21 protein-coding genes are annotated in these 22,666 nt (G+C 61.5%); 10 read left to right on the top strand and 11 right to left on the bottom strand.

Going from position 1 to position 22,666, the window contains the following annotated elements; genetic code table 11:
- The first annotated feature begins 43 nt into the window (after window positions 1-43).
- From BS630_RS33555 to BS630_RS33575, 5 genes are all read left to right on the top strand, one after another.
- Window positions 44-1,054 (top strand): ABC transporter substrate-binding protein, encoded by a 1,011-nt coding sequence (locus BS630_RS33555; RefSeq protein ID WP_077980918.1) that lies wholly within the window; start codon window positions 44-46, stop codon window positions 1,052-1,054.
- Between the two features lie 109 nt (window positions 1,055-1,163).
- On the top strand, window positions 1,164-2,036 hold the full coding sequence (locus tag BS630_RS33560) for an ABC transporter permease (RefSeq protein ID WP_077980919.1): 873 nt from the start codon (window positions 1,164-1,166) through the stop codon (window positions 2,034-2,036).
- A 1-nt stretch (window position 2,037) separates the two neighbouring features.
- Window positions 2,038-2,838, top strand: coding sequence for an ABC transporter permease (locus BS630_RS33565; protein WP_077980920.1), 801 nt, complete (start codon window positions 2,038-2,040; stop codon window positions 2,836-2,838).
- Window positions 2,835-3,914 carry an ABC transporter ATP-binding protein gene (locus BS630_RS33570; RefSeq protein WP_011654284.1) on the top strand — a complete coding sequence of 360 codons (1,080 nt, stop codon included), beginning with the start codon at window positions 2,835-2,837 and terminating at the stop codon, window positions 3,912-3,914. The genes BS630_RS33565 and BS630_RS33570 overlap by 4 nt, the downstream gene beginning before the upstream one ends.
- Before the next feature lie 10 nt (window positions 3,915-3,924).
- On the top strand, window positions 3,925-5,379 hold the full coding sequence (locus BS630_RS33575) for an NAD-dependent succinate-semialdehyde dehydrogenase (protein WP_077980921.1): 1,455 nt from the start codon (window positions 3,925-3,927) through the stop codon (window positions 5,377-5,379).
- A 57-nt stretch (window positions 5,380-5,436) separates the two neighbouring features.
- On the opposite strand, the gene BS630_RS33580 is transcribed toward BS630_RS33575, so the two are convergent.
- The 5 genes from BS630_RS33580 to BS630_RS33600 form a co-directional block, all read right to left on the bottom strand.
- Window positions 5,437-5,793: a RidA family protein gene (locus BS630_RS33580; RefSeq protein ID WP_077980922.1), complete on the bottom strand. Its 357-nt coding sequence runs from the start codon at window positions 5,791-5,793 to the stop codon at window positions 5,437-5,439.
- Between the two features lie 15 nt (window positions 5,794-5,808).
- Window positions 5,809-6,630: an ABC transporter permease gene (locus tag BS630_RS33585; RefSeq protein ID WP_077980923.1), complete on the bottom strand. Its 822-nt coding sequence runs from the start codon at window positions 6,628-6,630 to the stop codon at window positions 5,809-5,811.
- Window positions 6,630-7,886 carry an ABC transporter permease gene (locus BS630_RS33590; protein WP_077980924.1) on the bottom strand — a complete coding sequence of 419 codons (1,257 nt, stop codon included), beginning with the start codon at window positions 7,884-7,886 and terminating at the stop codon, window positions 6,630-6,632. The genes BS630_RS33585 and BS630_RS33590 overlap by 1 nt, the downstream gene beginning before the upstream one ends.
- 68 nt (window positions 7,887-7,954) lie before the next feature.
- Window positions 7,955-9,004, bottom strand: a complete 1,050-nt coding sequence (locus BS630_RS33595; protein ID WP_077980925.1) for an ABC transporter substrate-binding protein — start codon at window positions 9,002-9,004, stop codon at window positions 7,955-7,957.
- 48 nt (window positions 9,005-9,052) lie between these two features.
- Window positions 9,053-10,135 (bottom strand): ABC transporter ATP-binding protein, encoded by a 1,083-nt coding sequence (locus BS630_RS33600; protein ID WP_077980926.1) that lies wholly within the window; start codon window positions 10,133-10,135, stop codon window positions 9,053-9,055.
- 239 nt (window positions 10,136-10,374) lie between these two features.
- Between BS630_RS33600 and BS630_RS33605 the strand changes: the two genes are divergently transcribed.
- From BS630_RS33605 to BS630_RS33620, 4 genes are all read left to right on the top strand, one after another.
- Window positions 10,375-11,772, top strand: a complete 1,398-nt coding sequence (locus BS630_RS33605; protein WP_077980927.1) for an aminotransferase-like domain-containing protein — start codon at window positions 10,375-10,377, stop codon at window positions 11,770-11,772.
- A 3-nt stretch (window positions 11,773-11,775) separates the two neighbouring features.
- Window positions 11,776-13,068 carry an NAD(P)/FAD-dependent oxidoreductase gene (locus BS630_RS33610; RefSeq protein WP_077980928.1) on the top strand — a complete coding sequence of 431 codons (1,293 nt, stop codon included), beginning with the start codon at window positions 11,776-11,778 and terminating at the stop codon, window positions 13,066-13,068.
- 114 nt (window positions 13,069-13,182) lie between these two features.
- Window positions 13,183-13,434 carry an AbrB/MazE/SpoVT family DNA-binding domain-containing protein gene (locus tag BS630_RS33615; RefSeq protein ID WP_003538685.1) on the top strand — a complete coding sequence of 84 codons (252 nt, stop codon included), beginning with the start codon at window positions 13,183-13,185 and terminating at the stop codon, window positions 13,432-13,434.
- Window positions 13,431-13,829, top strand: a complete 399-nt coding sequence (locus BS630_RS33620; RefSeq protein WP_029873484.1) for a type II toxin-antitoxin system VapC family toxin — start codon at window positions 13,431-13,433, stop codon at window positions 13,827-13,829. Before BS630_RS33615 ends, BS630_RS33620 begins: the two co-directional genes overlap by 4 nt.
- Before the next feature lie 119 nt (window positions 13,830-13,948).
- Here BS630_RS33620 and BS630_RS33625 read toward each other — a convergent pair whose 3' ends face one another.
- From BS630_RS33625 to BS630_RS33645, 5 genes are all read right to left on the bottom strand, one after another.
- Window positions 13,949-14,926, bottom strand: a complete 978-nt coding sequence (locus BS630_RS33625) for an ABC transporter ATP-binding protein (protein ID WP_077980929.1) — start codon at window positions 14,924-14,926, stop codon at window positions 13,949-13,951.
- Between the two features lie 4 nt (window positions 14,927-14,930).
- On the bottom strand, window positions 14,931-15,758 hold the full coding sequence (locus tag BS630_RS33630; RefSeq protein ID WP_077980930.1) for a carbohydrate ABC transporter permease: 828 nt from the start codon (window positions 15,756-15,758) through the stop codon (window positions 14,931-14,933).
- Window positions 15,755-16,633, bottom strand: coding sequence for a carbohydrate ABC transporter permease (locus BS630_RS33635; RefSeq protein WP_077980931.1), 879 nt, complete (start codon window positions 16,631-16,633; stop codon window positions 15,755-15,757). The genes BS630_RS33630 and BS630_RS33635 overlap by 4 nt, the downstream gene beginning before the upstream one ends.
- A 66-nt stretch (window positions 16,634-16,699) precedes the next feature.
- Window positions 16,700-17,983, bottom strand: a complete 1,284-nt coding sequence (locus BS630_RS33640; RefSeq protein ID WP_077980932.1) for an ABC transporter substrate-binding protein — start codon at window positions 17,981-17,983, stop codon at window positions 16,700-16,702.
- Window positions 17,984-18,020: 37 nt separating this feature from the next.
- Window positions 18,021-20,342: an alpha-L-rhamnosidase gene (locus BS630_RS33645; protein ID WP_077980933.1), complete on the bottom strand. Its 2,322-nt coding sequence runs from the start codon at window positions 20,340-20,342 to the stop codon at window positions 18,021-18,023.
- A gap of 142 nt (window positions 20,343-20,484) precedes the next feature.
- Here BS630_RS33645 and BS630_RS33650 point away from each other — a divergent pair, with 142 nt between their 5' ends.
- Window positions 20,485-21,543, top strand: a complete 1,059-nt coding sequence (locus BS630_RS33650) for a LacI family DNA-binding transcriptional regulator (protein WP_077980934.1) — start codon at window positions 20,485-20,487, stop codon at window positions 21,541-21,543.
- Window positions 21,544-21,583: 40 nt separating this feature from the next.
- On the opposite strand, the gene BS630_RS33655 is transcribed toward BS630_RS33650, so the two are convergent.
- Window positions 21,584-22,600, bottom strand: coding sequence for a LacI family DNA-binding transcriptional regulator (locus tag BS630_RS33655; RefSeq protein WP_077980935.1), 1,017 nt, complete (start codon window positions 22,598-22,600; stop codon window positions 21,584-21,586).
- Window positions 22,601-22,666: the final 66 nt, after the last annotated feature.

Below are 22,666 nucleotides of genomic sequence, written 5' to 3' on the forward strand. Positions count from 1 at the left end.
CATAAGGCATACCTAGGACAAACCAGAACAAGGATAAGGGAACATGAAAACAACATTTGCTTTCGCGGCGGTTGCCGCATTCGTGGCTGTGTCCGCACCGGCGCACGCCGACAACATGGTCTTCTCGAGCTGGGGAGGAACGACCCAGGACGCGCAGAAGGCCGCATGGGCCAGCCCGTTCACGGAGAAGACCGGCATCACCGTCGTACAGGACGGGCCGACGGATTACGGCAAGCTCAAGGCGATGGTCGAAGCTGGCCAGGTCACTTGGGACGTTGTCGACGTCGAAGGCGACTATGCCGCCCAGGCTGGCAAGAATGGCCAGCTCGAGAAACTCGATTTCTCCGTCATCGACAAGTCCAAGCTCGATCCGCGCTTCGTGACCGACTATTCGGTCGGCAGTTTCTATTATTCCTTCGTGATCGGCTGCAATGCCGATGCCGTCAGCGCCTGCCCGAAGACTTGGGCGGATCTGTTCGACACGGCAAAGTTTCCGGGAAAGCGTACATTCTACAAGTGGTCGGCTCCCGGCGTGATCGAAGCGGCGCTGCTTGCCGACGGCGTGGCCGCCGACAAGCTCTATCCGCTTGATCTCGACCGCGCCTTCAAGAAGCTCGATACGATCAAATCGGATATCGTCTGGTGGTCGGGCGGCGCACAGTCGCAGCAGCTTCTGGCATCCGCCGAGGCTCCCTTCGGCAGTGTCTGGAATGGCCGCATGACCGCGCTTGCGGCGAGCGGTATCAAGACCGAGACCTCATGGGAACAGAACATCACCGCTGCGGACTCGCTCGTCGTGCCGAAGGGTTCGCCGAACGTGGAAGCGGCGATGAAGTTCATTGCAATGGCGACCTCGGCCGAACCGCAGGCCGCCCTTGCAAAAGCCACCGGATATGCGCCAATCAATTTTGACTCGGCCAAGCTGATGGATCCGGAGACGGCCAAGACCCTGCCGGATCAGCAGACGGCCAGGCAGGTGAATGCCGACATGAACTACTGGGCGGACAATCGCGATGCCATCGGCGAGAAGTGGTACGCCTGGCAGGCGAAATAACCTGAAACGGCAGATGAACGGGCACGGCGAATGTTCGCCGTGCCTTCCGCAGCGTCGTGTCCATTGTTGGGCCTCGGCCTGGGGAAATTGACGGGTGGGAAGGACTGTCATGTCGACATATAGCGATGCTTCCGGCGCAATTGCGCCCCTGCCAAAGGCGCGTAGGGCAACAGGGTTTGGCGGGGTCCTTCCGGCTCTCGCCTTCGTGGCGATCTTTTTCATCGCGCCGGTGGCGGTACTCTTGTTGCGAAGCGTGCTGGAACCCGTGCCGGGCCTTGGAAACTATGCGCAGCTGATCGGGTCCACGACCTATCTCAAGATTTTCGCCAACACCTTCATCGTTTCCGGTCTGGTCACCGCGATTTCGCTGCTGATCGGATTTCCCGTTGCCTGGGCACTGGCAATCATGCCCGGGCGCCTGACCTCGGTGATCTTTGCAATCCTGCTCTTGTCGATGTGGACCAACCTGCTGGCCCGCACCTATGCCTGGATGGTGCTGCTGCAGCGGACAGGGCTCATCAACAAGATGCTGATCGGAATGGGGCTGATCGACAAGCCCTTAGCGCTCGTCAACAATCTGACCGGGGTCACGATCGGCATGACCTATATCATGCTGCCCTTCATCATCCTGCCGCTCTACGGCGTGATCAGGAAGATCGACCCGTCGACCCTGCAGGCGGCAGCACTTTGCGGCGCCAACCGGTGGCAGTGCCTGACCCGCGTTCTGCTGCCTTTGGCCATGCCCGGCATGGCAGCCGGTGCCCTCATGGTCTTCGTCATGTCCCTTGGTTATTTCGTCACGCCGTCGCTGCTCGGCGGCACCGCGAATATGATGCTCGCAGAGCTCATCGCGCAATTCGTGCAGTCGCTTGTCAACTGGGGAATGGGGGGTGCCGCGGCGCTGGTTCTCCTCGTGGTGACCCTGGCGCTTTATGCCGTGCAGCTACGTTTCGTCGTCAGCCAGAACCCGGGAGGGCGTTGACATGTTGCTCAATTTCGACCGGCTCGGCTGGTGGAAATACATCCTGCTGGCGGTCACGCTTCTGACCGCCGCCTTTCTGCTGCTGCCGATCGTCTTTATCGCGGCGCTCTCCTTCGGCTCCTCGCAATGGCTGATCTTTCCGCCGCCCGGCTGGACGTTTCAGTGGTACAGCGAGCTCTTTGCCGATCCGCGCTGGCTGGAATCGGCCTGGACGAGCTTCAAGATCGCGGTCATCGTGACGATCCTGTCGGTGCTGCTCGGGCTCGTGACCTCCTTTGGACTGGTGCGCGGTTCGTTCCTGTTCCGCGATGCGCTGAAAGCGCTGTTCCTGACGCCAATGATCCTGCCCGTCGTGGTCCTTGCGGTTGCCCTTTATGCCTTCTTCCTGAGGATCGGCCTGGGCGGCACGTTGGCGGGTTTCGTCATTTCGCACCTCGTTCTCGCACTGCCCTTCTCGATCCTGTCCATCTCAAGTGCGCTGGAGGGCTTCGACAAGTCGATCGAGGATGCGGCGGTTCTTTGTGGCGCTTCGCCTCTGGAAGCAAAGATCAGGGTCACCCTGCCGGCGATCAGCCACGGGCTGTTTTCGGCTGCCGTCTTCTCGTTCCTGACATCCTGGGACGAGGTGGTGGTGGCGATCTTCATGTCCAGCCCGACCCTGCAGACGCTGCCCGTCAAGGTATGGGCGACGCTCCGGCAAGACCTGACGCCCGTTGTCGCCGCGGCGTCGACCCTTCTCATCCTTTTGACGATCATCTTGATGGCGCTGGTTGCCGTCGTGCGTAAGGTACTGAAACAATGAAAGAACCATTCCTTCAGATCCGCGGAATACGCAAGGAATACGGCCCTGTCGTCGCCGTCCACGACGTCAATCTCGACGTTCGGCGAGGGGAATTCCTGACCTTTCTCGGACCGTCCGGATCCGGGAAAAGCACGACCCTCTACATCCTGGCCGGTTTTGAAACTCCGACGAAAGGCGATATCACGCTGGAGGGCAAGACCCTGCTCGCCACGCCGTCGCACAAGCGCAACATCGGCATGGTGTTCCAGCGCTACACCCTGTTTCCGCACCTGACGGTGGGCGAAAACATCGCCTTCCCGCTGAAGGTCAGGCGCAAGTCCAAGGCCGAGGTCGACAGCAAGGTGAAGGAGATGCTGCGCCTCGTGAGGCTCGAAGGCTTCGAGGATCGCAAGCCCGCACAAATGTCCGGCGGCCAGCAGCAACGTGTCGCCCTTGCCAGAGCCCTTGCCTATGATCCTCCGGTGCTTCTGATGGACGAGCCGCTGTCGGCGCTCGACAAGAAGCTACGCGAGGAAATCCAGCATGAGATACGCCGGATCCATCAGCAGACCGAAGTGACGATTCTCTATGTCACGCATGACCAGGAGGAGGCGCTGCGGCTCTCCGACCGCATCGCCGTCTTTTCCAAGGGTGTCATCGATCAGATCGGGACAGGCCCGGAACTCTACGCCAATCCGCGGACCCGCTTCGTTGCCGAATTCATCGGCGACAGCGACTTCATTTCATGCGACCTGCTGTCATCCTCCGATGGGCAGGCCACCATTTCGCTTGGCGGCGGGAGCGTCTTCAATCATATTCCGGTGCATGGAAAAGGAACCTCCGGGACGAGGGCAGCCCTGATGTTGAGGCCGGAGCGCATTCGGTTGTCGCGAAACCAGGCGGCGGGAGCGGGTCTTGCCGCAACGGTCAGCGACATTACCTTCCTCGGCAACAATATTCACGTCTCGACCGAGACGGCGACAGGCGAGGCGCTGGCGGTTCGCCTGCCATTCGGTCACGAGGCTATCGCGGGGCTCAGCCGTGGCGATATAGTCCATCTGAATTTCGATCCCGGTGCCGCTCACGTATTCTGTTGAAAGTTGTCATATGAAGCTCAATGATCCCTCGCTGTTCCGTCAGGCATGCCCCATCGCCGCTCGTTGGATCGAAGCGGAAGGCCGCAAGGCGGCGACGGTCCGCAATCCGGCGACAGGGGAGCAGCTGGGGCTGGTCCCCGACCTCGGCGCCGCGGAAACGGAAGATGCCATCCGCGCCGCGGTCATTGCCCAGAAGCTTTGGGCGAAGAAGACCGCCGGGGAGCGCGCCGCCGTTCTGAAGGCGTGGCATCGGCTGATGATCGAAAACCGCGACGATCTGGCAATGATCCTGACGTTGGAGCAGGGAAAGCCCCTGGCCGAGGCCAAGGGGGAGATCACCTATGGTGCAAGCTTTATCGAATGGTTCGCCGAAGAGGCGAGACGCATCAACGGCGAGGTCGTACCGGGACATCAGCCGGACAAGCGGATCCTCGTCCTGCGCCAGCCTGCGGGCGTGGTGGCGGCGATCACGCCCTGGAACTTTCCGAACGCGATGATTACCCGCAAGATCGGCCCCGCGCTTGCCGCCGGCTGTGCCGTCGTTCTCAAGCCGGCGCTGCAGACGCCATTCTCCGCCATAGCGATCGCCGTTCTCGCTGAGCGTGCCGGCCTGCCGCCGGGGCTTTTCAACATCGTCACGGGTGACGCAGCGGCAATTGGCGGGGCGCTGACGGCAAGCCGTGACGTTCGGGTCCTGACATTCACCGGCTCCACGCGGACGGGCGAGCTGCTTTACCGGCAATGCGCGCCGACGATCAAAAAGCTCGGCCTCGAGCTTGGCGGCAATGCACCCTTTATCGTCTTCGACGATGCCGATCTCGATGCTGCGGTCGAAGGCGCAATCATCGCCAAGTTCCGCAACAACGGCCAGACCTGCGTCTGCGCCAATCGGCTTTATGTCCAGGACGGAGTCTACGAAGCGTTTGCCGCCAAGCTCGCCGCGGCGGTTTCGGGCTTGAAGGTCGGCAACGGTCTCGACCGTGACGTCGTGCTTGGCCCGCTGATCGACGATAATGCCGTCGCCAAGGTCGAAAGCCATATCAGCGATGCCGTTTCAAAGGGTGCCGGGATCGTCTTAGGCGGCAAACGCCACGCGCTCGGCGGCCATTTCTTCGAGCCGACGATCCTGCGCGATGTTGCTGCCGGCATGCAGGTGGCGCGTGAGGAAACTTTCGGGCCGCTCGCACCGCTGTTTCGCTTCCGCGACGAAGAGGACGTGATCGAACAGGCAAACGACACCGAGTTCGGGCTTGCTTCGTATTTTTACGCCCGCGATCTGTCGCGGGTATTTCGCGTGGCCGAAGCGCTCGAATATGGGATGGTCGGCGTCAATACCGGTCTCGTCTCGACGGCCGAGGCCCCATTCGGCGGCGTGAAGATGTCGGGTCTCGGTCGCGAAGGGTCGCGGCACGGATTGGACGAATATACCGAACTTAAATATGTGTGCCTGGGCGGCATTGCCTAACCTTGGTCGATGCTTGCGGTTTATCCGCACCGGCGAAATGACGTCCGGCGCGGACCGTCAGTTCCCGACCGCTGCTATGATGCCGATCTCGACAGCGAATTCCGGTCCGGCGAGCCTTGCTTCGACCGTGGCGCGCGCCGGCGCATGACCTGAAGGCAGCCAGGCGTCCCAGACGGCATTCATGTCTTCGAAGCTGGAGATGTCGGTAAGCCAGATCGTCGCGCTGAGGATCCGTGTCGGATCGCTGCCTGCGCCTTCCAGAAGCCGGGTGATCCGCGCCAGGATGTTGGTCGTCTGTTCGCGCACGGACGCGCCCGGCGCGTCGATTGCGACCTGGCCTGCGAGGAACACCAAGCCGCCATAGGTCACGGCCTGGCTCATCCGCTTTCCGGTTTCGTAGCGTTCGATCTGCATGCTCAACCCCCTGAATTAATCCCTATGCGCAATCTTTTGGCGTTCGGCACGTCGCTGCAGCCATTGGATCGTGGCGAGGAACAGCGTCGAAAACAGGATGAGGAGCGTGGCGACGGCGGCGATCGTCGGGCTCAGCGTTTCGCGCACGCCGCTCCACATCTGGCGCGGCAGCGTGCGTTCTTCGGAACCGGCGATGAAAAGCGCAATCACCACTTCGTCGAACGAGGTCACGAAGGCAAAGAGCGCGCCGGACGCCACCCCCGGCGCGATGATCGGCAGCATGATGCGCACGGTCGCTTCGACCGGGGCTGCGCCGAGACTGGATGCCGCCCGCATCAGATTGTGATCGAAGCTTGCCAGCGTGGCGGTCACGGTGATCACCACGAAGGGGGCGCCGATCGCCGTATGCGCCAGCACTAGCCCGGTCAGGCTGTTGAGCAGCCCGACGGCCGCGAAGGCATAATAGATGCCGACCGCCGAAACGATGACCGGCACGATCATCGGCGAAATCAGAATGGCGGTCAGCGTTGCACGTGCCGGGCAGGAGGGCCGGCTGAGGCCAATCGCGGCAAGCGTGCCGAGAAAGGTCGACAGAAGCGTGGCGAAGACGGCGACGATGATGCTGTTCTTGAGCGCCAGCTGCCAGACGTTGGAATCGAAGAATTCGCGATACCACCGCAGCGACAGGCCGGGCATGGGATAAGTGAAGAACGGCTCGGCATTGAAGGAGAGTGGCACGATCGCCACGATCGGTGCGATCAGGAACAGGATCACCAGGCCGCCAGCCAACCACAAGAGGATCGCAAACAACCGCGGGAAAGAAAGGAAGTTCGTCATCAACCTATCCTCAGCCGGTCGATGCCGACAATGCGATTGTAGACGGCATAGAGGATCAACACCGCCACCAGCAGGATCGTGCTCAAAGCCGCCGCCATGCCCCAGTTCGTGACCTGATTTGAGTAATAAGCGATGAAATAGCTCACCATCTGGTCTCCCGGCCCGCCGACCAGGGCCGGGGTGATGTAGTAGCCAAGCGCCAGAATGAAGACGAGCAGCCCGCCGGCGCTGACACCAGGCATGCTCATCGGCAGGTATATGCGGAAGAAGGCCGACATCGGCGGCGCGCCAAGCGACGAGGCGGCACGCAGATAGACCGGAGGTATGCTCTTCATGACGCTGTAGATCGGCAGCACCATAAAGGGCAGGAGAATATGAGTCATGGCGATCAGCACGCCGACGCGATTGTAGATCAGGTCGAGGGGATGCGCTGGGTCGATCAGGCCCAACCAAATGAGCGCCGAGTTGATCACGCCGCGCCCCTGCAGCAAGACGACCCAGGCGCTGGTGCGGACCAGAAGCGAGGTCCAGAACGGCAGGAGCACCAGGATCATCAGCGTATTGGCGACCGCTCCTTTCGATCGGGCGATCAGGGCGGCAAGGGGATAGCCGAGAAACAGGCAGATCACGGTCACCGAAGCGCTGACGACGAAAGTGCGGATCAGGACATCGACATGCACCGCATTCTCCGCCGAGACCCTGCCGATGGCGCCCGAAGCACCGCGCTCCAGGTCGAGCGAGGCGAGCAGGTAATAATCGGTGAAGGGCGGCGACGCATTCTTGATGAGCGTCCAGTAGTGCGGCGTCTCCCATTTGGGATCGATGGCGACGAAGGCAGTCTTATAGGGCGGCTCCGCGTTGCGGATCGTACGAGCGGTTTTCAACAGCATCGAGCGCATGCCGGTCTCGTAATAGTTGAGACGCTTGGCCACTTCGGCAATCTGGTCGCGCGGCGATTGTTTCAGATCGGTGGCAAAGGCAGCAAACAGCGTTTCGTCGGGCGCAGACTGCTCATCCCAGGCTGATAGAGCCGACATCGTGTAGGGCAGGGCGGCGGAAGCCGCCCTGTTGTCGACCGCGCGTGTCAACAACAGGGCAATGGGCAGGACGAAGACGAGCAGCAGGAAGATCAACAGAGGTGCGATCAGCAGCAGCGCTCTCAGCTGCGCCTTGCTTTTCGCACCGCCGAACCTTTTCGCCCGCGTGCGAGCGGCAATCCTTGCCTCATCGCCATCATTCATTGTCGCGATCGCCATCGCTCTGCCTTCCTGAGGGAGAAAAAGGGGCGGACGAGGTCAGGGGGACACCCGCCCGCCCGACGAGGTTACTGTGCGAGCCACTTGTTGAAGCGTTCAGTCAACTCCTCATCATGATCGGCCCAGAACTCGGAGGAGACGACAAAGGCGTTCTTGGTATTTTCAGGCGCTGTCGGCAGATCGACGAGAATATCCGGCGGAACCTTTGCGATGGCCGCTTTCAGGGTCGGGCCATAGGAGATATATTTGGACTGCTGCGCCATCACGTCGGGATTGACGGTGAAGGCGACGAATTTGTCCGCCAGTTCCTTGTTCTTCGAGCCTTTCGGCTCGGCCCAGAGATTGAAGTCCATTCCCTGGCCGTCCCAGACGATCTTGAAGTTCTTGCCGCTGTTCTTGACGGCATCGTAGATGCGGCCGTTCCATGCCGTAGTCATCACCACTTCGCCGTCGGCGAGAAGCTGCGGCGGCTGCGCGCCCGCCGTCCACCAGACCTTCACATCCTTCTTGATCGTGTCGAGCTTCTTGAAGGCGCGGTCGACGCCCTCCGACGTGCCGAGCACATCGTAAACCTCGGCGGGTTTGACGCCGTCGGCAATCAAGGCGAATTCCAACGTGGTCTTCGGAGACTTGCGCAAGGCGCGCGGTCCGGGGAACTTGGCCGTGTCGAACAGATCGGCCATGGTCGTTGGCCCGCCATTCGGGAACTTGGCGGCATCAAAAGCATAGATGGTGCCGAAGACGATCGTCGCGACGGCGCAATCCATCGCAGCGCCGTCGATGAAGGCGTCCTTGCCGCCGAGCTTCGAGTAGTCGATCGTTTCGAGCCAGCCCTCGTCGCAGCCTTGCAACGCATGGCTGGGTTCGACATCGACGACATCCCAGGTCACTTGGCCTGTTTCGACCATGCCCTTCAGCTTGGCCGTGGAGCCGTCCCATTCGTCCTGGAGGATCTTGGCGCCGGCTTCCTTGGCGAACGGCTTGAAAAAGGCCTCCTCCTGGCTCTTCGTATAGGCGCCACCCCAGGATGTGACGGTCAGCGTATCCTCGGCAAATGCGGCTCCTGCGATGGCAAGAGTGATGACGGAACTGAGAAGCATGTAGTTTAAACGCATCATGGTGGTTCCCCTTTTTGTAGCTGCGTTTGCGAAAGAATGAATGTCCGGTCAGGAGAGCGCGAGCACGCGGCAATCCTCCGGCGTCCAGCCGATGACGGTATTCGCGCCTGGCGCATGAACCGGAATGTCCTGGGCGGCTGCCACTTTGATGAAGACGTCGTCGCAGCCACAGGCTGAGACGCGCAACCTGACATGGTCGCCGTGATAGATGATTTCCTTGAGCGTCGCGGTGAACCGGTTGGGAACCTCGGCTGCGGGCGCCAGCTGAATCCGCTCCGGCCGCAACACCAGCGTTGCCCGCGCGCCTTGCTTCAATCCTTCTCCGGCATAGCCGGCAATGATCGAACCATCGGGCGCGCGAATTCGGCAGACCGCATCTTCGATCGCGACGACTTCGCCCGATATCGCATTGTTCTCGCCGATAAAGGTTGCGACGAAGGGGTTTGCCGGCGTCTCGTAGAGCGCATGCGGCGGTGCGATCTGCTGCAGGATGCCGTCATTGAACACGCCGACCCGATCCGACATAGTCAGCGCCTCGCTCTGGTCGTGGGTGACGTAGACGACGTTGATGCCGAGGCGGGCATGCAGGTGCTTGATCTCGAGCTGCATATGTTCGCGAAGCTGCTTGTCGAGCGCACCGAGCGGTTCGTCCATCAGCACGAGCTGCGGCTCGAAGACCAGAGCCCGGGCGAGCGCGATGCGCTGCTGTTGTCCGCCGGAAAGCTGGTTGGGCCGCCGCGTTTCGAAGCTCGCCATGCGCACCATGTCGAGCGCTCGGCGCACCCGCTCGGTGATCTCCGCGTTGCCGAGCCGGCGCATTTTCAGCGGGAAGGCGACGTTCTCGCCGACGGTCATATGCGGGAAGAGTGCGTAGTTCTGGAAGACCACACCGATATTGCGGCGATGCGGCGGAACGCTGTCGATCCTGTTGTCGGCAAGGGTGATCGTCCCGTCGGTCGGCGCCTCGAAGCCGGCCAGCATCATCAGCGTCGTGGTCTTGCCGGATCCGGACGGACCGAGAAGGGTCAGAAATTCCCCTTTGGCGATGTCGAGGTCCAGGCCGCGCACGACATAGCTGACGCCGTCATAGGATTTACGCACGCCTTCGAAAGCAATGAAGCGCTCGCTCATGAAGTCCTCCTGTTTGCATCGGCGGGTCCCTGCCTCTTTGTCTCGATGCTGGGTCATATTGTCTCGGTCCAGTTCGGCTTGTCAAGCCACACAAATAATTTTGTGTGGCGGCGGCGACAGGGTCTCGAAAACGCGGGAAAAGCGTGCTATGTCGCACGAAAGCAAGCTGAATCGCAGCGCCACGGTGATTGATGCGCGCGTTCGGCTTATGGGATTTATGCCGCTGTTACAGGAATTGTATGTCTGAAAGATCGGAAGTGACCCGGACAAATCAGGAGAGGGAAACGCGGATACCGGCCTATCTGGAGCTCGCAAACGAGCTCGAGGCGAGGATCCGCTCGGGGGCCTTGCCCCCCGGCAGCCAGCTTCCGCCGCAGCGTGACCTCGCGCGGGAGCGGTCGCTCAACGTCTCCACAGTCACGCGCGCCTACCGCGAATTGCAGAACCTCAACCTTGTGATGGGCAGCACCCGGCGCGGCACGATCGTGATGGGCGACGGCGCCATGCCGCGGGTCGACCGGGCGGCGAGCCCGGCCGGTGTCATAGACCTGACGGTCAACCGGCCGGCCGTCGACGATTTCCAGCAGCGCTTGGCGCAATCTTTGCCTGACCTGTCGTCCGACCGGCGCTTTCGCCAGATGCAGGAATACCAGCCGCCGGAAGGGCCGGCCTGGGCACGCCACGCGGCGAGGAAATGGATATCGCTCAACGGCTTCGATCCGTCCGAAGAGGATATCGTGGTCACCAGCGGCGCCCAGCACGCTTTGCTGGCGGTGATCAGCAGCCTGATAGAGCCCGGCGACACCATCGTCTGCGATCGGCTGACCTATTACGGCCTGATCGCGCTTGCCCAAATGTTCCGCTTCCGCATTATCGGCATTGGAAGTGACGATCAGGGCATGTCGGCGGCGGAAGTCGACGATATCTGCCGCCGTGAGACGGTCCGCGCCGTCTTCACAGTTCCCTCGATGCACAATCCGACCGTCGTCACCATGAGCGAGGCTCGCCGGCGCGAACTGGTCGATGTCGCGGAAAAGCACGATCTCGTCATCATCGAGGACGATGTCTATGGACCGATGCTCGGGACCCGGGCAAGCGCCTTGATCACGCTTGCGCCGAGCAGAACCTACCATATATCAGCGCTCTCCAAGGCGCTGGCGCCGGGTCTGCGCGTCGGCTATCTCTCCTGCCCGCCCGGCCGGGCGCTGCTGTCTGCCGAGGCGGTTCGCACGACCGCCTGGATGCCCTCTCCGCTGCCGCTGCTGCTTGCGACCCGCTGGCTGGAGGACGGCACGGCCGAAGCGATCCTGAAGGCTCAGCTTGCGGAGCTGCGCGCACGCCACGCGATCGTCACGACGATCCTTGCCGGCCATTCCTTCTCCGCCGATCCGCGCTGCATGTTTTTATGGCTGAGGTTGCCGGCGCCATGGCGATGCGAGGATTTTGCCGCCAATCTGCGCGCCCATGGCGTTGCCGTCATGGCTGCCACCGCCTTTGCCTGTGACCGTCAGCCGGTCGAGCATGCCGTTCGCGTCAATGTCGGCTGCGCATCGTCGCGTGATGAACTTGCAACGGCGCTGCGCATCATTGCCGCCACGCTGAACGATCGTCCCCGCGCTCTGGCCGGCCTGGTCTAGGCGATGAACAAGTCGCTGCCGGAGCTTCAGCCCTTGCCCGACGCCGAGCGCCAGCATGTGGCTGTGGTCGGTGCCGGATTGGTCGGTCTCTGCACGGCCCTTTGGCTGCAAAGAATGGGGCACCGGGTCACGATTATCGATCCGGCGCCGCCCTTGGGCGATGCATCCTACCGGCAGTCCTGCTCCTATGGGAATGCCTGCACCTTTGCGCCGCACGGCGTCGTTCCCGTCGCGACGCCGGGCGTCATCTGGCTTGTGCCGGGCATGCTGCTCAATCCGCTCGGTCCGCTGGCGATCGTCTGGAGATACCTGCCGCAACTGGTACCGTGGCTGCGCGCCTTCCTGGCATCGAGCGGGAAATCCGAGGTCGAGCGGATCGCCGGCGCACTGGCGGTGCTGCTTTCCCACGCCGATGCCGCTTGGCGACCGCTTGTCACGCAGGCAGGCGCCGAGCGGCTGAAACGGCATGACGGCTGCCTGTATCTCTATAAGAGCGAAGCGCAATTCCGGGCGGCTGACGCCGAGAACGCGCTGCGTGAGCGTCATGGCGTCGCGATGGACCGGCTGAACCGCGCCGATATCCAGAACATGGAGCCTAATCTTGCGCCGCTCTACCACAAGGGCGTGCTGTTCCGTGACGCTTATGTCTTTTCCAGCCCCAGGCAACTCGCCTTCGCGCTTGCGGAGGCTGTTATAAACGGCGGAGGGGAAATCGTCCGCGGCGAAGTCTCGGCGATCGAGCCGCGCGACAACGGCATCGGCCTGCGGATCGCGGACAAGCAAATCCTTGCGGACCATGCGGTCGTGGCCGCCGGCGCCCATTCGCGCAAACTGACGGCATCGATCGGCGATCTCGTCCTGCTCGACACCGAGCGCGGTTATCACGTCCTGTTCCCGCAAGCGGGCCATCTGCTGTCGCGCCCGGTCTGCTATCCCGAACACGGTTTCTACATGGTGCCGATGGCAGATGGATTGCGTGCGGCCGGAACTGTCGAACTCGGCGGACTTGCCGCTCCGTTGAACCCCAAGCGGACCGCGATGATCCGTGACGGCGTGAAAATGCTCCTGCCGGCGGCCGGACAGGGCAGCGACGAGTGGCTGGGTTTTCGCCCGTCCATGCCGGATTCACTTCCGGTGATCGGTAGCTCCCGGCACTTGCCTCGTGTCACCTATGCCTTCGGCCACGGCCATGTCGGTCTGACGCTGTCGGCTCTGACCGGCTATCTGGTTTCCCAACTGGTCGCAGGACAGCCCCCGGCTGTCGATCTGGCGCCCCTGCGTCCCGACCGGTTTTAGGTAGGCGGCTCTAATCGGCGCTCTTTTTTCGGTTGGAGCGAGCCGCCTACCAACAAGCCTTGAATGTAAGGAAAAATTCCATTACTTTTCTATTGGTTCACGAGGAGATTTGGCATGGCTTCCCTTGCCGTCACAATGAAAGGGCAAATCACGCTGAGACGGGATTTGCTGACGCACCTTGGGGTCAAACCGGGGGAGCGGATCGAATTCGACAAGCTGCCTGGGGGCGAGCTGCGGGTAAAGGCTGCTCGTCCGACGGGGACAATCGACGACTTTATCGGTCGGCATGCCGGCAAGATGAAGAAGCCCTTGACCATTGAAGAGATGAACGAAATCGCGGCTTCGGGCTGGGCCGGCGAGGAATGAAGGTTTCAGTCGATACCAACATTCTTGCTCGAGCCGTCCTGCAGGACGATGCCGAGCAGGGCAGGGCAGCGGCAAAGCTCCTCAAGGAAGCATCGCTGATCGCGGTTTCCCTGCCGAGTTTGTGTGAACTGGTCTGGATACTGCGTCGAGGCGCCAGGCTGTCAAAGGAAGATGTTTCACAGACGATCCACGACCTGCTCAACGCGGGCAATGTGGCGATGAACCGTCCTGCGGTCGAAGCAGGACTGGCCATGCTGGAGGCCGGCGGCGATTTCGCAGATGGCGTGATTGCCCATGAAGGAGCATGGCTTGGCGGCGAGAGCTTCGTATCTTTCGACAAGCAGGCGGTCGAACTGGTCATCCGCCAAGGCCAACCCGCGCGTCTTCTCGCCTGAAATTCCGCAGGCTCATAAGCGGGTAGGAAGGAAAGCGGCGCTTTTCGTCTGGTGCCGATCAGGTCGATGCTGAGCGGTTGCAAGCGTTTCAACGCTGAGACGACCGGCGAGCATTGACTTCAGAACCGATGTTCCGCTCCTTCGACCGGATTTGCCCAGACCGTCATACCAGGCGCAAACGGCGTCTCGCCTTCGGCGCGCACCACCATCTCGCCGAGTTCGGGGACGTCGAGGTAGAGGATTGCGTCGGCGCCAAGCCGCTCGAGATGCCGGATCCTGCCCTGCCATTGCCCGGCACCTTCCGAAAGCCTGATATGTTCGGGGCGAATACCATAAGTCGTGCAGTTCATTCGCCGCGCGGTCTCGCCGCCATAGAGGTTCATCTTCGGGCTGCCGATGAAACCGGCGACGAAGGGTGTCGCGGGCTTGCGGTAGAGTTCCATCGGGCTGCCGATCTGCTCGACCGCGCCTCCATTCAGGACGACGATCTTGTCCGCCATCGTCATCGCTTCGACCTGGTCGTGGGTGACATAGATCATCGTCGACTTCAGGCGGGCGTGCAGATCGGCGATCTCGAGGCGCATCTGGGCTCTGAGCGAAGCGTCGAGATTGGAGAGCGGCTCGTCGAACAGGAAAACTTTGGGGTCGCGAACGATCGCCCGGCCGATGGCGACGCGCTGCCTCTGGCCGCCGGAGAGTGCTTTCGGTTTTCTCTGCAAGAGATGGGTGAGCTGCAATGTTTCGGCGGCTGCCGCCACCTTGGCGGCGATCTCAGCCTTCGGGCGGCGGGCGAGCGAAAGCCCGAAGCCGATATTCTCCGCCACGGTCATGTGCGGGTAGAGCGCGTAGCTCTGGAATACCATGGCAATGCCGCGCTCCGAGGGTTCGGCATAGGTCACGTCCTTGCTGCCGATGGTCAGCGCGCCTGACGTCGCTTCCTCCAGGCCGGCGATGATCCGCAGCAGCGTCGACTTTCCGCATCCAGATGGGCCGACGAAAACGACGAACTCGCCGGAGGCAACCTCCAGATCGATCCCCTTGATGACTTCAAGGGCGCCAAAGCTCTTGCGAACCTGTTTGAGAGTGAGCTCAGCCATTCTGCTACCCTTTGACTGCGCCAGCCGTCATGCCCGCGACGATCTGCCGGTTGAAGAAGATGAAGACGATCAGCGGCGGGATCGTCACGAGGAGGATATTCATGAACAGGAGATTGTACTGGCTCGTGTACATGCTCTGGAAGTTATAGAGCGTCAGTTGCACGGTCACGTTCTCCTTGCCCGGAAGATAGTAGAGCGGGTTGGTGAAATCGTTGAAGATCGCAATGGACTGAACGACGATGTTGGTGACGGTCACCGGCTTCAGCAGCGGCAGGATCACTCTGAAGAAAATCTGCCGGGGCTTGGCGCCATCGATCAGCGCCGCCTCGTCGAGGTCGCGCGGTATGGTCGAGATGAACGACCGGTAGAGCAGGGTCGAGAAAGAGAGATTGTAGGCGACCTGGATCAGGATCATCCCGGTCATGGTCTTGAAGAGACCGATCTCCTGCAGGAGGCCGATGGTTGGCACGACGGCTGGGGGCATCATCAGACCCATGAAAAGGGCAATGGAGGCCACCCTGTTCCAGGCGGTCTTGCGGCGCTGCATTACATAACCGACCATCGCCGAAAGTAGGATCAGGATCGTGACAGAGACCACGGTGATCAGCGAGGAGTTGAAATAGGCGAGCACGAGCTGGTAGTCGCGCGCCTTGAAAACGGCCACCAGATTATCCCAGAACAGCCACTGCTCAGGCAAATCGAAATTGAGGCGGGACGCTTCGGATTTCGATTTGACCGCCTGCAGAGCGACGAAAACGAAAGGCATCACGAAGACGACGGCAGCCACCGCAAGGGCTATCGCGCCGGTCACGTAAGGGCGGGAGCTTCTCATTCTTCGACCCCACGTCGGTTGAACCAAAGGGTGAGTGGCAGGATGATCACTGCAATCAGCGCAAACAGGATGACGTTTCCAGCGGTCGACAGACCGTAGAAGCCTGCCTGGTACTGTTTGTAGATGACCGAAGCGATCACATCAGAGGAGAAACCGGGCCCTCCGCGGGTCATCGCCCATATCAGGTCAAAGGATCGAAGCCCGCCGATCAGCGACAATGTCACCACGGTAATGGTGGCGGGACGCACAAGCGGCAGAGTGATCCGGAAAAATTGCTGGGGGCGTGTGGCGCCGTCAATTCTGGCCGCCTCATAATAGTCAGGGCTGATCGCAGCGAGGCCGGCGATGAAGATCAGTGTGGCGAGGCCGACACCCTTCCAGAGATCGACGAGCGCCACGGAAAAAAGCGCGAGTGCCGGATTGGTGAGCCATCCCGGGCCGGGAATGCCGAGCGTTTCGAGCGTGACATTGATGATGCCCCTGGTGGGATGCATCATCACCGTGAAGGTGATGCCGATGCCGATCGTCGAGACCAGAACGGGAAAGAAGACCAGCGTGCGCAGGAAACCACGGGCGAAAATATTGCTGGTCAGCATCACGGCGAGCAGCAACCCGCAGACCGTCTTCAGGCCGGATGTCGTCACGGCATAGATCAGCGTGTTGACCAGTCCCTTGACCAGGAAGGGTTCGGAAAAGAACTGCTGAAAGTTTTCGAGCCCGATGAATTCGGCGGTCGAAAGATCCCAGCGTGTCAGGCTGAACCAGAGAGAGGATACCGTGGGAACCAGAAACAGCACGCCATAAATGATTGCGGCCGGAATGAAAAACCACAGCGGGTAGGGCGATTTGCGCGAGCGGGGGCGTGTCTCTGTCATGACGACCTCTTCGATCGGGTGGAACCTCGCTCCATCAGGAGCGAGGATGACTGGCCCGATAGACCGCTACCAGTTGGGCAGGCCGAGTTGCTTGGCCTGCTTGCGCACGTCGTCGTCATAGAGCTTTGCCGCGTCGGCCGGCTGGCGAATACCGGAGCCGACTTCGACGGTGATCTGCTCGAGAGCCGGTCCCTTGATCGGCGAAACGAATTCCAGCGCCGGGGTCGTCTTGTCCTTGTCCTCGAAATAGGGAAGCATGTCCTTCACCGCAGGCGGTACGTCGGCAGGCAGACCGCAGCCGTCGATCAAGGGAGGCCCTTGCACGGTGTTGGTTTCCACCATGATCTTGCAGCCTTCGACGCTTCCTGCGAAATCCACGAATTTCTTCGCTTCCTCTGCGTGCTGACTGGTAAGGGGAATGTAGAGGGCGGGCGGCATCCAGACCGTCAGGCCATTCGTCGCCGCGTCGTCGCTCGGCTGCGCGAAGAAACCGACATCTGCGAGGTTCTCGGGATAATTCTGCTTGAGCGCGCCGATTGCGAAGCTCAGCATTGGATAATGCGCTGCCTCGCCGGTTGCCACCATTCTCAAGCCATCGTCGTAGCTTGCCGCGCCGAAATCTTCGTTCATCAGGCCGGCGTCGTGAACGTCCTTCAGCCGTTCGAAGCCTTTCATGGCCGCCGGCGTCTGGGCATATTTCGCCTTGTTGGCGGTATAGTCCGCGGCAAAGTTCGGCACGGCGGCATGCAGGTTGTAATAGTCCGCCAGAACGAACAGCTGCGAGGTCCAGGTATCGCGATAGGTCTGCGCCACGGCGACCTTGCCTGATGCCTTGACCTTGGCGTTGTTCGCCATGAAGTCCGCCCATGTCTTCGGGACTGACAAGCCGAGGTCCTGGTAGATTTTCCTGTTGTAGAGGACCCCGCCCGCCATCGCCGTGCCGAAGGGAACACCGTAGAGCTTGCCGTCGGCGCGGACGACCGACTTGAAGCCTTCGTCCACCGTCGCCTGCGACGCAAGACCGCTCAGATCGACAAGCGTCTGCGCGGGTTTCAGCGCCTGGAGCAGCGAGCCGGAATTATAGAGAAACACGTCGGACATCTCGCCCGTCGCTAGGCGCGTCTTGATGATGTTGTCACCCTCGCCACCGCCTGCCCGCGGCTCGATTTCGATCGTCACGTCGGGCGCCTTTGTCTGATAGGCGGCAACCAGTGCCTCGGCCGCCGCGACGGTGTCCGGGTTATTGTCGATCAGGAATGACAGCGTGGTGTCTGCATGCGACGGCCCGGCCGCGACCAGTGCCAAAAGCGCGGACGCGCCCGCAAGAATGAGCTTTATCCGATGTGTCATGACGTTCCTCCTCTGAACGGTGCGACGTGTATGCTCCTCAAGAATTGGGTAGGGAAAAGACTAGTCGGTGTGTCCCCGGGGCAAGAACGGCTTCCTCGACGACGGGCTCTCCGTCGAGCGACGGGTTTTGATGCCGTTTTCCGGGTCGGAAGCGGCCGATGCAGCCTTCCGGAAGGGTCAGCACATAGGTGATCTTGTTGCCGTCGCACTGCCAGCCGGCCTCGATGCGTCCCTGGCTGATATCATGATGGGCCGAAACCGGCGAAAGGGACGGAATCGGCGCCGGGTCGACAATGACCTCGGCAAATCCGGGTGCGCTCGGGCTCGGCGAAATTCCCGCGACGCTTTCGAACAGCCATTGGCAGACCGCGCCATAGGCATAGTGGTTGTAGCTGTTCATGTCGGGTTCGTAGATGGTGCCGTCAGGCGCCATGGAATCCCAGCGCTCCCAGATCGTCGTCGCCCCCTTCGACACCTGGTAGAGCCAGCCCGGCACATCCTCCTGCAGGAAGACTTTTTCGGCAAGATCGTCCATTCCGAGCTTCGTCAGGGCCGGCAGCAGGGCCGGCGTGCCGATGAAGCCAGTGCCGATCTTGTAGTCGGCATCGATGATCACCTGCCGAAAATGCTGCTGTGCGGCTTTCCTGTGCTGCGCCGGTATCAGGTCGTGGAGGAAGGCCAACGCATAGGACGTCTGGTCATTGTGCGCGAGCCGTCCCGCAGGCGTGATGAACTCGTTGGCGAATGTCAGCCGGATCTCGTTTACGCGCTGTTTCATCTTCTCTTCAAGGGCATGCTCGCCGAGAGTGGCTGCGATCCTTGCCAGAAGGTCGGTCGAGATGAAGTGGTAGAGCGTCGCCGCGCAATCGTCGGCGATCGTCGGACGAGGCTTTCGATTGTCGCCGACCGGCTGCAGCCAGTCGCCGAAGGTGAAGCCGCGGGCGCCCCAATGTGACGGCGGACGCACGAGCGGACCATCCGAGATGGACCAGACGAAATCGACCCAGCGCACCATCGAATCCAGGCACTCCGTCAGAACGGCCCGATCGCCGTAATGGGTGTAGAGTACCCACGGGATGACGACGATCGCGTCGCCCCAGCCGGTCGAGCCGGCATAGCCCGGGAAATTGGCCGGATGTAAGCGCGTCGGATCCGGCGAGAAATGCGAGACGGCGCCGTCTTCGCGCTGATCGGCCATCACATCGCGCAGATATTTCCTGAGGAACGACTGGCTGTCGCTCAGCCAGCACGCGGTTGCGGCAAACACCTGGGCATCGCCCGTCCAGCCGAGGCGTTCGTCGCGCTGCGGGCAATCGGTCGGCACTTCGACGAAATTCGCGCGTTGCGACCAGATGGTATTCTCGACGAGGCGATTGACCAGCGCATTGCCCGAGGTGAAGCCGCCGGCAGGCTCGGGCACAGATGAGATCGGGATGGATGCGATTGCGAGGATCTTCGCATCGCCCTTGATCGTCACCCTGGCATAGCGGAAGCCGTGGAAGGTGAAATGCGGCGCGTAGGTCTCGTCGCCGTCTCCCCGCAGCGTGTAGACGGTGTGCGCGGCGGCCGTGCGATAGTTGCGATTGTCGAAATGACGGTCGGGACCGAGAACTTCCGAATGCTCCACCCGGACTTCGGCGCCGGCAGCGCCTCGGACGGTATATCTAACATAGCCGCCGGCATTCTGGCCGAAGTCATAGACCGTCCTGCCGCCATCGTCAGTCCAGCTTTCGACCGGAGCAAGCGGCTGCAACTCCCGCACCGCCGCAGTTTCATGCGCGACGAGCAGCGCCCTGTCGAACGGCAATCTTTCGGTGCCGTGGGTCTCGGCATAGTTTTCCTCGCGGGCATCATAGACTTCGCCAAAGTAGATCCCCGACTGCAGGATCGGCAAAACACCGCTTCGCCATGTCGTGTCGGTGGAAAGAACGGTGCCATCAGCTCCGATCAGATCCGCAATGGCGCCGATCCTGTCGCCCCAGCAGTTCGGGATCGCCTTGGCGCCCCACATCAAGGGCGATCGGTACCATCCGTCGGCAAGCCAGATTTCAATGCGGTTCGGCCCCGGCTTGAGCAGGGTCGAGACGTCGTATCGCTGATAGGCAATGCGATCGTCGTAGTTCGTCCAGCCTGGTGTCAAGAGGTCACTGCCGACGCGGACGCCGTTGATGAAGCAGCGGTAGAGGCCAAGTGCGGAGATAAAGAGCTCGACGGGAAGCTTGGCGCCATCATGTTCGAAAGTCTTGGAGACGAAGCTTGCGGCCGTACCCTGGCCGCCGTCCGATAGTGGCGCGATCATATCCCCGGACCAGGCGCGCGAAACGAGGTTGCCGCTGATGGCTGCCGGCTGAAAGTTCATCAAGTCCTCCCGACGAATGTAGAACGTTCTCCATATAACGTTCTACATTTTCTTCGGAAGCGCAATAGAATTTTCGTTGCCAGTCTGCCATGGTGATTCTGCGGGCGATGTTGAAGACCCGCAGCCGCAAGCCAGAGAGTTCATGTCAATCGAAGACAAACAAAAGCCGCAACGAAACGGTCGCGTGACGATCCGGACCGTGGCAGCTCACGCAGGCGTATCGGTCGCAGCGGTTTCCAAGGTGATGCGAAATGCCTATGGCGTCAGTGATGCGCTGCGCGCAAGAGTGACCGATGCCATCGAGACACTCGCCTATCGCCCTTCGCGGGCAGCTAGAGGGCTGCGTGGCCGGAGTTTCACCATCGGCGTGCTCTTGATCGATATTCGCAATCCCTTCCTTCCGGAGGTGATTGCCGGCGTGAACGAGGTGCTTGGGCCTTCGCACTACCAGGCGATGATCGGCGTCAGCGATGCGCGCGTGCAGCTGGAGACGTCGTTGATCGAGTCGATGATCGACTACAAGATGGACGGCCTTATCCTCGTTGCGCCGCGTTTGCCCTCGGAGATCCTCGCAAAATTCGCGGTCCAGATACCGATCGTCGCCGTCGGTTACCACAATGCCAGCGCCTCGGCCTTCGACACCGTCAATGCCGACGATCAGCGCGGGGCGGAGATTGCCGTAGAAGCGCTTCTGGCCTGCGGCTATCGCGATATCGAAATGCTCAGCCTTGGCGAGCGCCAGGGGCACGCGGTCTCCGTCGTCCGCCAGCGTGAGATCGGGTTTCGCCGGGCGATGCAGCGTGGCGGGCTCGGCTCCTCGCCAGCGATCGGCAAAATTCCCATTGCTTCGCCGAAGCGGGAAGAGGCGATGCGAAAGTTCCTATCGAGGAAGGACAGGCCGCGCGCCGTATTCTGCTGGAGCGATCTCGACGCGATTACCCTTCTGAGCCTGGCTATGGAGATGGGTGTGCGCGTGCCCGAAGACCTCGCCGTCATCGGATACGACAATTCGTCGACCGCGGCACTCGGCCTCGTCAATCTCGCAAGCATCGACCAGTCGGGCAGGGAGCTTGGCCAGATAGCAACTCGAGCCCTCATTTCCAGAATAGAAGGCCGCACCGCTTCCGAGCATATTTTCCAGATACCGTCGCTGGTCAGCCGCAACAGCCTGACCCGTTCCGGCAATTCCACGGATAGATAATAGCGCGCCGCCGCCGTGTCACTGTTCGTTGCCGTCGTTTTCAGTCGGATTGAAGGGGGCTGCCGCAAGACTGCCGCACGACCAGGCGACACGGCAATCGGGTGATGCCGGCAGGGACCGGTTCACCCTTGGAGAGGCTGAGGATTGCCAGGCCGGCGCGATGGCCCAGTTCCTTCAACTCCATGTCGATGGTGGTCAGCGGCGGGCGCGTTTGCCGTGCGACGACCTCCCAATTGTCGAACCCGACCACGGCGACATCCGTGGGAATCTCCACATTGAGGTCGCGCAGCGCGTCGATGACGCCGCGGGCGATCTCGTCACTGCCGCAGAAGATGGCGTCGGGCTTTGGGCCGGGCCGGGCAAAGACCGTCTGGACGGCTTCGTGACCCCATTCCTCCGACCACTCGCCGAACATCGCTTCGGCACCGTCGCCGCAGGCGTCGAGATAGGATTGGGCGCGGATGCGAGCGGCCAGGTAATCCCGCGGGCCGGTGATGTGCAGGATCCGCGACCGGCCTAGTTCCTTGAGATGGTCGACGGCGAGGCGCGCGCCCTGTTCGTCGTCGGGAAAGAAGGTGACGCTGTCGGCCGGTCCCTCGGCAAAGACGTAGACGACGGGTATCGGCAAGCGGGACAGCTGGACCGGCGGCGCGAGGTCGAGGCGCGTCGCGGTGAATATGATGCCGTCGACCTGCCTGTCGAGCAGCGCCTCCAGGTGCAGCTGGGCGAGCCTTGGATCATTGTTCGTGGCGCAGAGGAAGACGGAAACGCCGTGATCGACCAACACTTCCGACACCCCGGCCGCCATTGGCAGCGTCAGTCTGCCATAGGTGTCGTTGGTCAGCATGCCGATCGCATGGCTTCGCTTGCTTAGCAACCCACGGGCGAGTGCGTTCGGCCGAAACCCAATCTCTTCTGCCACACGCCGGACCCGTTCGCGCGTCTCCGCATTCGTCCGGCCGGTGCCGTTCAGCGCGTTCGACGCCGTCGAAATGCTGACGCCCGCAGCCTTCGCCACGTCGTAGATCGTCCGTCTCCGATCACCGGTATTCTTCAAACCACGCCTCGTCTTCAATTTATGCTAAAAGCTTTTAGCAGAAAAAATCGTGCTGTTAAAAGGTTT

The organism is Rhizobium laguerreae (genome assembly GCF_002008165.1).
GTDB classification, from domain to species: domain Bacteria; phylum Pseudomonadota; class Alphaproteobacteria; order Rhizobiales; family Rhizobiaceae; genus Rhizobium; species Rhizobium laguerreae.

Bases quoted from the DNA above. Each gene is read 5' to 3' on its own strand.
- BS630_RS33595 (WP_077980925.1), bottom strand. From the start codon at position 9,004: ATGATGCGTTTAAACTACATGCTTCTCAGTTCCGTCATCACTCTTGCC.
- BS630_RS33630 (WP_077980930.1), bottom strand. From the start codon at position 15,758: ATGAGAAGCTCCCGCCCTTACGTGACCGGCGCGATAGCCCTTGCGGTG.
- BS630_RS33575 (WP_077980921.1), top strand. From the start codon at position 3,925: ATGAAGCTCAATGATCCCTCGCTGTTCCGTCAGGCATGCCCCATCGCC.
- BS630_RS33640 (WP_077980932.1), bottom strand. From the start codon at position 17,983: ATGACACATCGGATAAAGCTCATTCTTGCGGGCGCGTCCGCGCTTTTG.
- BS630_RS33620 (WP_029873484.1), top strand. From the start codon at position 13,431: ATGAAGGTTTCAGTCGATACCAACATTCTTGCTCGAGCCGTCCTGCAG.
- BS630_RS33580 (WP_077980922.1), bottom strand. From the start codon at position 5,793: ATGCAGATCGAACGCTACGAAACCGGAAAGCGGATGAGCCAGGCCGTG.
- BS630_RS33615 (WP_003538685.1), top strand. From the start codon at position 13,183: ATGGCTTCCCTTGCCGTCACAATGAAAGGGCAAATCACGCTGAGACGG.
- BS630_RS33560 (WP_077980919.1), top strand. From the start codon at position 1,164: ATGTCGACATATAGCGATGCTTCCGGCGCAATTGCGCCCCTGCCAAAG.
- BS630_RS33625 (WP_077980929.1), bottom strand. From the start codon at position 14,926: ATGGCTGAGCTCACTCTCAAACAGGTTCGCAAGAGCTTTGGCGCCCTT.
- BS630_RS33590 (WP_077980924.1), bottom strand. From the start codon at position 7,886: ATGGCGATCGCGACAATGAATGATGGCGATGAGGCAAGGATTGCCGCT.
- BS630_RS33565 (WP_077980920.1), top strand. From the start codon at position 2,038: ATGTTGCTCAATTTCGACCGGCTCGGCTGGTGGAAATACATCCTGCTG.
- BS630_RS33585 (WP_077980923.1), bottom strand. From the start codon at position 6,630: ATGACGAACTTCCTTTCTTTCCCGCGGTTGTTTGCGATCCTCTTGTGG.
- BS630_RS33555 (WP_077980918.1), top strand. From the start codon at position 44: ATGAAAACAACATTTGCTTTCGCGGCGGTTGCCGCATTCGTGGCTGTG.
- BS630_RS33570 (WP_011654284.1), top strand. From the start codon at position 2,835: ATGAAAGAACCATTCCTTCAGATCCGCGGAATACGCAAGGAATACGGC.
- BS630_RS33645 (WP_077980933.1), bottom strand. From the start codon at position 20,342: ATGAACTTTCAGCCGGCAGCCATCAGCGGCAACCTCGTTTCGCGCGCC.
- BS630_RS33610 (WP_077980928.1), top strand. From the start codon at position 11,776: ATGAACAAGTCGCTGCCGGAGCTTCAGCCCTTGCCCGACGCCGAGCGC.
- BS630_RS33650 (WP_077980934.1), top strand. From the start codon at position 20,485: ATGTCAATCGAAGACAAACAAAAGCCGCAACGAAACGGTCGCGTGACG.
- BS630_RS33600 (WP_077980926.1), bottom strand. From the start codon at position 10,135: ATGAGCGAGCGCTTCATTGCTTTCGAAGGCGTGCGTAAATCCTATGAC.
- BS630_RS33605 (WP_077980927.1), top strand. From the start codon at position 10,375: ATGTCTGAAAGATCGGAAGTGACCCGGACAAATCAGGAGAGGGAAACG.
- BS630_RS33635 (WP_077980931.1), bottom strand. From the start codon at position 16,633: ATGACAGAGACACGCCCCCGCTCGCGCAAATCGCCCTACCCGCTGTGG.